Origin of the sequence: Thermogemmatispora sp., from assembly GCF_019683635.1 — a bacterium.
Taxonomy (GTDB): Bacteria; Chloroflexota; Ktedonobacteria; order Ktedonobacterales; family Ktedonobacteraceae; genus Thermogemmatispora.
Genome location: NZ_JADGIA010000175.1, coordinates 1 through 11,567 on the forward strand (window position 1 = coordinate 1; position 11,567 = coordinate 11,567).

9 protein-coding genes and 1 CRISPR repeat array are annotated in these 11,567 nt (G+C 60.3%); all 9 genes read right to left on the reverse strand.

The features are described 5' to 3' along the window. Window positions 1-1,064: direct repeats of the CRISPR family, unit length 25 nt; unit sequence CTCAAGCCCGTTTAGGGATTGAAAC. Between the two features lie 17 nt (window positions 1,065-1,081). Continuing rightward, the gene (gene cas2 / locus IRZ31_RS16610; protein WP_297155639.1) at window positions 1,082-1,369 is read right to left on the reverse strand and encodes a CRISPR-associated endonuclease Cas2; all 288 of its coding nucleotides are present in this window, start codon (window positions 1,367-1,369) and stop codon (window positions 1,082-1,084) included. 9 nt (window positions 1,370-1,378) lie between these two features. Further along, complete coding sequence (cas1, locus tag IRZ31_RS16615) at window positions 1,379-2,134, reverse strand: CRISPR-associated endonuclease Cas1 (protein ID WP_297155641.1); 756 nt, start codon at window positions 2,132-2,134, stop codon at window positions 1,379-1,381. Next, a complete protein-coding gene (gene cas4 / locus IRZ31_RS16620; RefSeq protein WP_297155643.1) occupies window positions 2,116-2,544 on the reverse strand; it encodes a CRISPR-associated protein Cas4 in 429 nt (142 codons plus the stop codon). Before cas4 ends, cas1 begins: the two co-directional genes overlap by 19 nt. After that, on the reverse strand, window positions 2,519-3,547 hold the full coding sequence (gene cas6, locus IRZ31_RS16625) for a CRISPR-associated endoribonuclease Cas6 (protein ID WP_297155644.1): 1,029 nt from the start codon (window positions 3,545-3,547) through the stop codon (window positions 2,519-2,521). The genes cas4 and cas6 overlap by 26 nt, the downstream gene beginning before the upstream one ends. 53 nt (window positions 3,548-3,600) lie before the next feature. Next, window positions 3,601-6,252 carry a type I-D CRISPR-associated helicase Cas3' gene (gene cas3 / locus IRZ31_RS16630; RefSeq protein WP_297155646.1) on the reverse strand — a complete coding sequence of 884 codons (2,652 nt, stop codon included), beginning with the start codon at window positions 6,250-6,252 and terminating at the stop codon, window positions 3,601-3,603. A gap of 29 nt (window positions 6,253-6,281) precedes the next feature. Continuing rightward, on the reverse strand, window positions 6,282-7,055 hold the full coding sequence (gene cas5d, locus IRZ31_RS16635; RefSeq protein WP_297155649.1) for a type I-D CRISPR-associated protein Cas5/Csc1: 774 nt from the start codon (window positions 7,053-7,055) through the stop codon (window positions 6,282-6,284). Window positions 7,056-7,107: 52 nt separating this feature from the next. Then, window positions 7,108-8,121 carry a type I-D CRISPR-associated protein Cas7/Csc2 gene (gene cas7d / locus IRZ31_RS16640; RefSeq protein WP_297155651.1) on the reverse strand — a complete coding sequence of 338 codons (1,014 nt, stop codon included), beginning with the start codon at window positions 8,119-8,121 and terminating at the stop codon, window positions 7,108-7,110. A 142-nt stretch (window positions 8,122-8,263) separates the two neighbouring features. Continuing rightward, entirely contained in the window at window positions 8,264-8,782 is a 519-nt protein-coding gene (locus IRZ31_RS16645; protein ID WP_297155652.1) for a hypothetical protein, read from the reverse strand. A gap of 57 nt (window positions 8,783-8,839) precedes the next feature. Then, window positions 8,840-11,500, reverse strand: a complete 2,661-nt coding sequence (cas10d, locus tag IRZ31_RS16650) for a type I-D CRISPR-associated protein Cas10d/Csc3 (RefSeq protein WP_297155654.1) — start codon at window positions 11,498-11,500, stop codon at window positions 8,840-8,842. Window positions 11,501-11,567: the final 67 nt, after the last annotated feature.

Genomic DNA, 11,567 nt, shown 5'->3' on the forward strand with positions numbered 1-11,567 from the left:
CTCAAGCCCGTTTAGGGATTGAAACTATGTCATCCGGCCAGAAGTATTGCAGACCGTCATCTGTCATAACACCGCTCAAGCCCGTTTAGGGATTGAAACGTATGCCTTCTGTGATTATCCTGGAGAGGAGCGGGTACGGTCATAACACCGCTCAAGCCCGTTTAGGGATTGAAACATATAGTGTGGAAAAGTTTGCGCCTTTCTCTCCACGTCATAACACCGCTCAAGCCCGTTTAGGGATTGAAACACAATGAGTCTCCCTTGCTCAAGGAGCACCCCGACTGTCAAAACACCGCTCAAGCCCGTTTAGGGATTGAAACTACGGAACGGACAAAAGGGGCTGAGGGATCGATCCCTCAGGTCAAAACACCGCTCAAGCCCGTTTAGGGATTGAAACAGGTACACACCTGGCTCCCTTACCAGCGAAATGAGTCAAAACACCGCTCAAGCCCGTTTAGGGATTGAAACAGATCCTGACGCTGAGCGCACCGTTTCCTGAAGCGCGTCAAAACACCGCTCAAGCCCGTTTAGGGATTGAAACGACTGCGCGCCCGGGTGCTGTTGCCATACCTGTCAGTCAAAACACCGCTCAAGCCCGTTTAGGGATTGAAACGATGGCTGCGAAGCAGGCCGAAGAGGCGAGGGCACGGGAGTCAAAACACCGCTCAAGCCCGTTTAGGGATTGAAACTTACGCAACCCCCGAGGGAGCACAGAAACGGCTCGGTCAAAACACCGCTCAAGCCCGTTTAGGGATTGGAACCGAGGTTACAAGCCGCTCAGGGACAAGCTGTCGCGCGCGGTCAAAACACCGCTCAAGCCCGTTTAGGGATTGAAACGTGCATACGAATTTCATGGATGCCCTCCTTTTTTCTGGTCAAAACACCGCTCAAGCCCGTTTAGGGATTGGAACAGCGACAATGATCCGCTCCTTGCCAGGTACCTGGCCGCGTCAAAACACCGCTCAAGCCCGTTTAGGGATTGGAACGATAAAAAGAGCGCCGCCGGCTGGATGAAGCCGGCGGCTTTGTCAAAACACCGCTCAAGCCCGTTTAGGGATTGGAATCAGATCGGCGATGGCCCCTAGGAGAAGAAGAGGCGGTCCTCTCGGGGCGGCTCGCCTCCGACGGTCAGAACGCGCTTCACGCAGGCCTGGCAGAGTGGATACATACGGATACTGTCCTCCTGCTCGTTCAGATGGGCAGCCAGGCGTGAGCGGAGAAGCACAAGCTCCTTCTTTGTCAGGAAGCATTCGAAGACCGAGTACTGGGTCCACTTCCCAAAGCCACAGAGGATCTTATGTACACGGGCGCGGCGCCGATCATCAGGAATATCATAGGCGATCACATAACAGCAAGTATCATGGGGCATACAGCGATCTCACCTCACTGTGAACGGTTGATAATACGCAATCTCGCCAGTCAGATACTTCGCCAGAAGACGAGCCTGTAACTCGATGCAGCGCAGATAGCTCACGCGATAGCCGAAGACTGGATGAGTGATCTCCTCACGGAAACGCTCCTCCAGCGCGCTTAGAAAGCGCTTTTTCGGCTCTTTCTTGAGGCGATAGGTGCCGAGCAGCTCATCGAAATCGTCTTGGCTGATCATATGCTTGTTGAGTAATTTCACGACGACAGAGTCAACAATGAGCGGACGAAACTCTTCCATAAGGTCGAGGGCTAGCGCCGGGCGGCCATAGCCACTGCTGTGGAGGTAGCCGATATAGGGATCAAAGCCAACAAGCTGAACCACTCCTGTGACGCGGTTCGCCAGGATGGTATAGCCATAACTCAGCAGGGCATTCACAGGGTCAGTCGGAGGCCGCTTCGTCCGGCCTGGGAAGCTCCAGATGTCAGGCTCCAGCAGCATGTGAGGGAAAGCAGCATAGTAGAGGGCGCTGCCCTGGCCTTCAAGACCCAACACGGCCTCCAACGGGGTACCGCTGATCCCATGATCGCCTGTAGAAAGAGGGGGCAGGGAAGAGAAGGCCACAGCAGGAAGCTGGCGGAGCGACTCGATGATCCGTGCCAGATCCTCCAGCACTACATGCGATTGGTCGGGGGAACGCCGTGATAACAGACGCTGCAGAAGACGCCGTTGGTTGGTGAGCTTCCCGATCACAAAGTGCGAGGCCAACGAGAGCCGTGCGTGAGCGGTGCCAGGTGCGGAAGATGCTCCTCCAGGCAGAGCGCCTGGGCACAGAGCTGGATATGGTCGTTGAGCCAGCGCCCTTCTTTGCCTCGCTTGTATTCAACGGGCAGCAGCTTTCCCGTCTCCTCTTCAAGCAAATCCAGGTAGCCAGCCGTGCTCAGGCGCTCGCTGCAGAGATAGAGGCGATGGATACGCTCCACTCCTTTCTCGGTAAGGAGGCCAGGCTGATCCACCCTTTGATGAAGCAGCTGGCCCTCCAGTACCAAGGCATTGACGAGCATCTCCCCCTGAACATATTCGTAATAGAAGCGTCTAGGACAATACTCCAAGGCATTCAGGGCGGAGAAAGGGACTATCTGCTCCGCCGGCTCACTGTTGGTCAGCCTGGTAGACAAGTTCATCTTCCTCTCCCACTGGCTTGTGAAAGATCGACGCAGTCCTGGCCACAGCATGGCTGGCTGACGGCTGCTCAGATGAGGGCTGCACGTTCAGGCAGCGCGCTTGCCCCATGCCCATCGCCGTTTTGTAGCCCACGCCGCTGAAGAGAGCGAGACGAGCAAGGGGCGTCAGCCAGCGCGCCTGTGGTACGTCCCCTGGCCCTTTCACTTCGTAGGTGATGCGCCCCAGAAAGCCAGTTTGGCCAAAGCGACTGGAAGGCAGGTACTGGGTGCGAAGCTCGTAGTGGGAAACGATCAAGTGGTCCGCACACCAGTCAGCGATCTCCAGAGGGGTCAGGTCGGCAGTGGAGAGGCGCAGACGCGCGGGGGCAAAGAGATCCCAGGAGCGTGCCAGGCTTTCGAAGACGGCAGCAGGCTCAGGAAAGAGCGTCAGCAGCTTGCCCCAGGGGCGCTGACCCTTACTAAAGGCCGTGGGACTCGCGAACTCAAAGGTGTAGTGTTCCTGGACCGCCTGCTCACGGGCCAGCTCCTCAAAGGAAGTGACCGCCACCCACGACGGCCCCTCATGTGATGGATGGGGAGCTGCCAGAATGTGTGTGATGACCAGTGGCACCTGCTCAATGCACAGGCGGAGCTGTCGAGCCTGTTGGAGGGAGGCGCGCAGGATAGCCTGGATAAGCCGTTCATCTAAGAGCGTCAAACGCAGCCAGTAGCGTTCTCCAGGCTGGACAGGTACCGGTTGCAGCTGGCTAGTGACGAGCTGCAGATCCTTCGCACTGAGCTGGCGGAAGCCGTGCAGCAAACTAAGCGTATAAGGCCGGCGCTGATTTGGCTGGTGCAGCCAGGCCGATAGCTCAGGATCGACCTGACGTACCAGCTGCAGAAAAGCTGCCTGGAGCTGCGGGCCACAACTGGGCGTCAGCCACCCCGGCTCTGCTGGCTCTACTCGCAGCACCATCGAGACCAGCGTACCATGCTCGTCCCCTCTTCCTGAAGACATGACTGTGCTCCTCTCTTGTTCTCATGGTTGTCCGAGCCGTTACAGGACCCTCCTTAGAAGAAGAACGGCTCGCTCTCTCCCTGCTGTCCTTGCCGCCGATCACGCTCGAAGACCCAGCGAGGGATCTCCGCCGCCAGTTGCCAGGCCAGCGGACCCAGCACGGCCCGGTAACGTGCTGTCCGATCGGCGAAGGAGATGTGTAGTGCCACAGGGAAGAAGCGCGCTTTCTGACGGAGGGACAGGAGCCAGGCAGCGGTGCTGCTCTCCTCTGCCGCCACGAAGACAGGAACGAAGCGCTCCTGGAAACAGCTACCCACGCAGGCAGGGAGGCCGGTATCATCATTGATTAACTGTGGTCGCAAGCCCCAGAGCGCAGTGACGCGATAGGCCCATTGCTCTTCCCACTCCGCTCGCGATTGCTCAGGCACGTCCAGGCGCAGGCCGACTTGACCTGGCTGCTTGCGTAGCGCTTGAAGGCGACAGAACAGGATCACTTCCTCGTCCCTGGCCGGCACCTGCTCCTCTTGTTGATTTCCCAGGAGATTGGTGTGCTGCCGTGACCCTTCGGGGAAGCAGGCGCGTCTCCATTCCTCCTCAGTGGGGAAGAAGGTCGCTTCATAAGAGCGCAGAATGTGAAAGAGATCATAGTGGGTTACGTCCTCGTCCGCCAGCAGATGCTGTGGGTCGAACACCTGCACCTGGGGCGTCTCAAAGCCCTCGCGGAAGTTCCATCGAGAGCGCTCTGTATAGTACTGGCTTAGATCTTGCTTGAGCCAGAGAACCGCCTCCTGACTGCTTCGAGGCCGTTCATAGCGATGTTGCATGATAGAAAGCAAACGCTCCTCAAATGCCTTCAGGTACGAGATGGCCGGATCATGCGGATCTGGTTGCTGGCCATCGAGCAGAGCAGCAAACCGCTCAAAGGCGATAGCGGGAATATGGGAGAAGCCTCCATAGCTTCGGGCACGCTCTTCATACCGCCGGAGTACTTCCCGTATCCTGCGGTAAGACCAGGGGCGCTGGTGCTGCTCCTGCTCTCCTGCGAATAACTGCTGGAGATCCTGCAGGAAGCTATCGAGCAATGGCAGTTCCTCATCTGCCATCCCCTGACCGATCAGCCCAATCGAGCGGAAGAATTCTCCAATCACGCCGCTGCGTACATAGGCGGTCAGATCCTGCCGTGCTGGCATCCGGGCTGCCAGCTTGGCCAGCGCTCCCCGATCGATCGTTGTCCCGTGATAGCTTTCAAACCAGCGATAGCTCTCCTGGTCCACCACGACCCAGGCACGGCAGGGGCCACAGTGCTCTCCTGCCGCCAGCGCCAGCACCCTTCCAACACGGCCCAGTCGCTGGAGCAGTTCATCGCCCGACCGGGCATCGAAGAGCAGGAAATCGAGCGAAGGCCGCGGCTTGCGCACAGCCGATGTGGGCAGGTCTTGTCCGGGCTGTCCCTGTCCTGGGCGCGTGCGCTCAAAGTTGTAGCCGATGTCCACCGTGGGGGTGGCCAGGATCAACTGGCGCTCGCGTGCCTGTTCACGTGCCTGACTCCTCTGCGGGCCCGTAATGCGCCCAACCCGTTCACTGGCTGCTGGCCAACGCGCTCGCAGCTCGCCGTAGATCAGATTGATGGTACGCAGTGAGTTGGAGAGTATTGCCCCCTCGACAGGGAAGCCATCCGCAGGCTGTGACTCTAGAAGCTGACGCAACGTCGGCCACAGGCGCTGGACCAGGCACAGCAAGGCGTCGCCGCTCTGGCGCTGGCCATGCAGATCCTTCGTCAGTTCTTCTGTGCTATAGATCTCCAGCTCAACGGGCGTCAGTGCTCGCACTGACTTGACCTTGTCAGCCCATACCTCGGGGACAGGGTCCTGTGGCTCGATCCACTCGGTCTCGATCCCGAGTCGCTCCAGATAGCGCCGCATCGGCAGCGAGGGCGTCGCCGTCAACAGGCAAATCTGCCGAGGGCTGTCGGGGCCGCTGAGGTAGCCCCAGGCCGCCGACAGCTTCAGGAAGAAAAGAAAGGCTGCGAGCTGCCGGGGGCTGTAGTAGTGCACCTCGTCGATGATGACCAGGCTAAAATCTCGCAGCACCTCTACCAGCAGTGGCCCACGGTCAAAGCGATTGTAGCAAGCAGTCAGAATGTAGTAGAAAATGTCGGGATTGGTGACAAAGATCGTGGCCTGCGCTGTCGAGACGGTTTCCTGCAGAGCCGTAGCCGGGTCACTGAGCAACTGGCGCAGGAACCGTCCGCGGCGGGTCCGCTCTTCCGGGGCCAGCTCCTGCCAGCGCCTCTGCAGGTGGGCCCGTGTCACGGGGACCACCCGGTAGGGCAATCCATAACGCTGACAGAACTCGCTGGCGGTGCGGACATGCTGCTCGATCAGCTCGTTCGTGGGGGCGATGAACAGCGTGTCCCCCTGGCGTGGCGTGAGCTGGTCAGGGCCAATCTGGCGCACGCGCGCCAGCAAGCGCAGCAGGGCCCCTAGCGTTTTGCCAGTACCGGTGGCATGGGTGTTGATGACCAGTGGCGCTGTGGCCTGATACATGCGCCACTGGTGGTAGAGGAGCCGGCTCTCCCTTTGTTGAGCCTGAGCGCCTTCGATATCACCCGCTCCCTGCTCTGGCCTGGCTACACTGGTGTGGGCGAGCGGATGCTCGCCCAACCAGAGGCGTTCGTCGTGAGGATGCACAGTGATGGTCAGCATGGATGTCTGCCCTCCTCGCTCTCGCTCATTCAGGGCAGCGTCTCTACGCCGTAGTGCATTCCGGCAGGCAAGTGGACCTCCTCGCCGTCGGGCAGCCGCCCCGCCCAGAAAAGGCCGCGCAGACGCGCCTGACGCACCAGCGGCGCCGGCGGAATATTATAGAGCGTGAAGCTGCGCATGCCAGAGAGCATGGCCTCCGGCAGGTCGGCAGCATTCAAAAAGAAGTCGACAACGTGCTCCTGCTCCTGTGGCTCCTGGGCGAGCAGCTGCAACGGCTGCCAGTCGAGGCGGGCCTTGCTCTGAAACTTGCCCAGGCGGATATAGCGCGGCAGGGCAGGGGCCAGCTCCCCCGGCAGCAGCACGTAGAAACGTGCCTGACTCTCGGCGGCCAGCAGACGGATCTTGCCGGCCTGGGGGAAGTTCATCGCCCGTGCCTTGCGAGAGCGCTCCAGCGCAATGGCGTTCTGGTCGAAGCGGAAGTAGTAGCTGTCCGACTGGGCATTGAACTGGCTGAACGCGAAGCGCAGGCGACCCGGCAGGAAGGTCGCCGGCGTCACATAGCGGCCCTGATGGTTCAGTGGCAGCAGGTCCGCTTTATAGCGTGGCGGGCCATTCCAGTTGTAGGGAGAGGCACACCAGCCCAGGGCATAGGTCAGGGCATAGTTGCCGATCACCGGCTCGGTCTCGTAGAGCAGGCCCACCTCGCGACTGGCAAAAAAGGTATGCTCCAACAGTGTCAGTTTGACCTGATAGATCGCAATGCTCGTCCCGAAGCGGGCTTGAGCCGTGTTACTGGTGGTCATCCGCTCCTCCCTCTCTTCGCTTCTGCTCCATAGCGTACAGACCCCACGAAGCTTAAGGCAGGTCTTTATAGCTCGCCGTGACCTCCTGCAGCAAGTCCTTCAACCGCTCTGGCTCGCGGTAGAGCGTCAGGGTCTCCTCTAGCAATCGCCCCAGGGCTTCCCCGCGCACGACCAGCGGCGGGCGCCCGACCAGGTCGCGCAGCAGCGTGTCGGTGGCCTGCTGCACAGCGCGCTCGACGAGAGCGTCAGCGAGCGGCACATCCAGCTCCGTACTCCCCTGCGCCTCTAGCAGCAGGTCATAGACCTCCTGAGTCAGTTCGAGATTAGAAAAGATCTCTGTATCGCTGAAGATCATGGCCGCAATCATATTGCGTACGCGCCCCTGACGGCTGCTGATCGCCCCGTAGCGGGTGCTCCGCAGGATGTTGCCGAGCACGTATTGGAACTCTCCTGGCGTGACATCCTTGAGCGTCTCGATATCGAGAAAATGGGTCTCAGGCAAGACGTACTCATCCTCGTTGATGGAGGTCGAAGGCTTTCCGTCGAAGGGGTTGCGCATCGTCCCATTGTCGAAGGTGGCGTTGAACGTGCGCTTGCTGGTGACCTGGTGGGCCGGAGCCAGGGAGTAAGCATCATCGGTCATGACGCGACTCTTCTGGGCACCACCACCGCCGGCGGCGTAGCCATAGACCATGCAGTCGATGCACTTGCCACAGGGGGCATTGGTATTCAGCGCGCACGGGCGTTGCTCTCGGCCCACTGTCACCGTCCCCAACAGCTCATACTCGCGCAGCAGCTCGCGCCCCACACGGCGCTCTACCGCGGTCTGTTTGCGCTTGCTGATAACCACACGCTGGACCGGTTCGCGTGTGCTCTCCCGACGACCAGCAGTCACCAGCTCCTTGACAAGACCCTCTCCACTGCCCTCCGTGCGGAAGATGGTCTCTGACTCGGTCTTGCGGATCAGGATCACGCTGATATAGCGGCTATGCGGAAAATTATCGTAGCGCTCCAACAGATAGTCACGGTACTGATTGAGGACGGTGAACATGGAGGTGACACTCATGGCTCAACAACATCCTTTCTTAGGAACTGTATCATCTGTTTGCTTGCCTTATTGCTATCTCGTGCACTCTTCAGGTAGATCGAGGCATAAGGACGCTGGGAGAAGCGCTCAGCCTGGCCGGGTCCGCTGGACGCTGCACGGACTAGTCCGAGAGCGAGCCGGTGACCGTTTCTTCCTCGGACTCCTCTATTTCTGCAGCCTCAAGCTGCGCAAGCGCTTCCTTCTCTGAGGCCGCCTGCTTCTTCTCCATCAAGACGCGCGCCGTCTCCTGACGCATAAAGACCAGGTAGGCGCTGCGCAGCGAGCGCTCGCGCTGCAGCAGCTTCCCCACATTGTTGCCAAGGGCCTGCTTGAGCACTTTCTCAAAGAATACGTCGACGTACTCGTAGATCGCCGCCTCTGAGACCCAGCTGCGAATGCGCCGGAGGTGGTCAAAGATCAGACCCTTGCTGCTCTCTCTGGCAAAGTCCAGCTCCTTTGGATAGCGTCCCAGTTCGGCCAGGATGATATCTAAGGGCTTCAGCAGGGAGTTCCGCTTGAAGGAACGACCCCGAATAGCTTGCCTGGCCGCATAGATGGCGATCTCCTTGAGGGCCTGGGCCAGGAGGTCCCCCTTGGCTTGCTGGGTGCTTGTCTGGGCCTGGGAAGGCATATCTGTCATGATGAATATCCTCCTTCTCATCTGGTCTGCGAACAGGTGACCGAGCAGACGAGAGCGCTAACCGATCGTCTGTGCTACTTCGAGCAGCTGCTCCAGCAGCGGGGCGACCTGATAGCTGAGCGTTAAGGGATTCTGATGCTGCTTGCTGGCCTTTTTCTCGATCAGGCGGTCAATCTCATGGTACAGCATCAGAGGGTCATGGGCTGCCGCAGCAACCAGGTCGTAGAGCACTGCCACGGTCGACGGAGCATCCGGTTGCAGGCGACGGACCAGCTCGTGCAGCAGGGCGAGACGACGACAGAGGGCCCGGACCTGGGGACGAGTCAACACCTGCTCTGGCAGTAGCCAGGTGAGAGCCTGGGGCACTCCTTCCGCCATGAAAGCCACCGGCTCCGACCCGATCGCCTCCTGCTCCAGGTTAAGCAGCGGCGTCGGCAGGCGCGAAAGGAGCACACGGCAATCAAACCAGGCTGCCAGCAAGAGCGCTTTCTCCAGAGCGACCAGATATTGGCGGCCATAGCCCTGCTGGTTGATCGTCAGCGGCAGCACCGGCGTGGGGCTGAGCGCCTCCTCGTAGCGCGGAATAACCAGCCCTTCTCGTCGGCCTGCCCGGTAGCGGAGCTGTTGCAAAAACCGGCCATGAGCCAGCTGTTGCCACTGCTCTACATCGCTGATGTCCAGGTCGATCGCCTCCGTGCTCTCCTCTCTGACGCTCTCGACAGTCTGCCACCACGCTTGCAGAAGCGGCCCGGGAAAGAAGCTGTACGGGAACAGGTGGAGATAGAAGGTCTGAAACTCGCTCCCCTGCTTATCGCGGTGCGAGGGCCAGGCCAGCTTTTCTAACAGGAACTGAAACCGGCAGATGGGACAGATGTTGCGTTTCGGTTCGCGCGGACTCCCACCCTCCAGCCGGTTCGAGAACTGCTGCACGCCAATGCTGGGCGGCACCTGCAAGGCCATCCATTCCTCGGCGGGCAAGGGGCTGCTGCAGTAGCTGCACTGCCGATCGGCGTGGCGCGGATCGACATAGTGGCGCAGGTTTGCCTGAAAGTCGACCGGCTGCTGCAGCTCTCCGCTGCTCAGGTCCCAGAAACTCAGATGGCGATCTAGATAGTCGAGCAGCGCCTCCTCCTGGGACGTCAGCGATGGATCGCCCCCCTCTGCAGTCTCTGGCGGGTCCTGCTGGTCCCCGCTCTCCACTGGCTGGGGCACGGCGGGCTGTCTGTTCTCCCGTTTGCCACGGCCCGCGCGTGGCGCTGTCGCTTGCAGTGCCTGCTTTTCCAGACGGGCGAGATCGGCGAGGGCCGTGGCCTCCATCTCAGGAAGCGCGAGGGCAGGCAGGTCGCGAGCCATGACATAGCCTCGCCGATAGGAATTGATCAGCGCGTAGAGGGCCTGACGCTCCTCGGGCACGCCGAAGAGGCGCGCCACTCGCTGCCAGGCGTCCTCTTGCAGGCGCTTCAGCTCCTCTCCGCGGTGGGTTTCGAGAAAGTTCCGGTAGGCCATGAGGAACTCGCCCCGCTTGAGGGCCTCGGGATCAGCAGGCACCAGATGCTGCTCCGCCAGCAACGCCTGACACTGGGCCTGCAGCGATGGGTGAGCCACGGCCTCTGGTGAGGCGAGGAAGGTTTGCAGGTCCTGACGCGCCGCTGCCTCGCGCTCTTGACGCCACTCTTCCCGGTATTGCTTGCGCATGACCACAGTGGTGATGCAGCCAAAGATCTGCTCGATAGGCGCCCCACTGTCGAGGGCTGCCTTGTCAACACTGATCCCAAAGGGCCGCGCCTTGATGAACTCTGTCAGCCCATCCTGCTGCATCTCAGCCAGCCTGCCAATCACTCGCCGGGCTAGCTCGCGCTGCTGCTCGCGCGTCCAGGCAAAAGGAATGGCGCGGTTGAGCAGATAGTCGACGCCCTCGGCGCGGAAGAGCACAGGGATGCAGCTCTGTGGCCCATACTGTTCCTGGAGGAGGCGAACGAGCTGGTTATGGATCGTATTGGAAAGCAGACCACGCAGTTCGGCCAGGCGATGGCCAATAAAGCGGTACCGCTGCTGTGCCCCGCTGAGATGGAGGCCCTCATTCAGCCGCTCAAGCGCCTTCTGATGAATATGGCGTTCCTGATGGCTGGCCTGGTCTGAGCTGTGAGACAGATCCAACACGTCCGCTGTGCGCAGCAGCGCTCTGAGCGGTCCTTCAAGGCGTGATCGGGGAAGGCGGCACTGTTGCGCAAAGGTGAAGGAGAACTGGGAGTGCTGGGGCGCCTGGTCCTGATGACTGTCGATCAGGAATTTGATGTCTCGCACATAGTCCCGCCACGCTGGGAAAAAGCGATCCGCTTGCAGGGCCTCCAGCTCACTGGCCAGGTGCTCCGGCGTCGCCGCATTGGCATAGCGGACAGCCTTCCCGCTGCTGTCCTTGCTGTAAGCAGGCAGCTTATTGATGTCATGGAGGGTCATGGCCAGAAGGAGACAGCGCAGCTCGGTGGCATTCAGCCCAAAGAGTGGCCGGAGTCGCTCAATGATTGCCGCACCATTGAGCACGTGTAGCCACAGGCTTTCCCCTTGCTTACTGCCGGTCTGGATGATCTCCTGGTAGTGCCGCAGTCCTTCGTCAGCGATGCACTGCAGGTACTGCTGAAAGACCTGCTCCGGGTCATCGCCCCGGTAGGTCAGGCCCAGCACCGACCAGGACGGTGCAGTGTCAGAGGCCGGGGCCATTCCAATTCATCCCCTTTCCAAAGCAAGATACGGGAGAGTTGGCCCTCGCTCTCGCAAGGGCAACCTC

What these genes read in the sequence shown, in the direction of transcription:
- cas10d (WP_297155654.1), bottom strand. Translation starts at nt 11,500, where the DNA reads ATGGCCCCGGCCTCTGACACTGCACCGTCCTGGTCGGTGCTGGGCCTG.
- cas2 (WP_297155639.1), bottom strand. Translation starts at nt 1,369, where the DNA reads ATGCCCCATGATACTTGCTGTTATGTGATCGCCTATGATATTCCTGAT.
- cas7d (WP_297155651.1), bottom strand. Translation starts at nt 8,121, where the DNA reads ATGAGTGTCACCTCCATGTTCACCGTCCTCAATCAGTACCGTGACTAT.
- IRZ31_RS16645 (WP_297155652.1), bottom strand. Translation starts at nt 8,782, where the DNA reads ATGACAGATATGCCTTCCCAGGCCCAGACAAGCACCCAGCAAGCCAAG.
- cas5d (WP_297155649.1), bottom strand. Translation starts at nt 7,055, where the DNA reads ATGACCACCAGTAACACGGCTCAAGCCCGCTTCGGGACGAGCATTGCG.
- cas6 (WP_297155644.1), bottom strand. Translation starts at nt 3,547, where the DNA reads ATGTCTTCAGGAAGAGGGGACGAGCATGGTACGCTGGTCTCGATGGTG.
- cas3 (WP_297155646.1), bottom strand. Translation starts at nt 6,252, where the DNA reads ATGCTGACCATCACTGTGCATCCTCACGACGAACGCCTCTGGTTGGGC.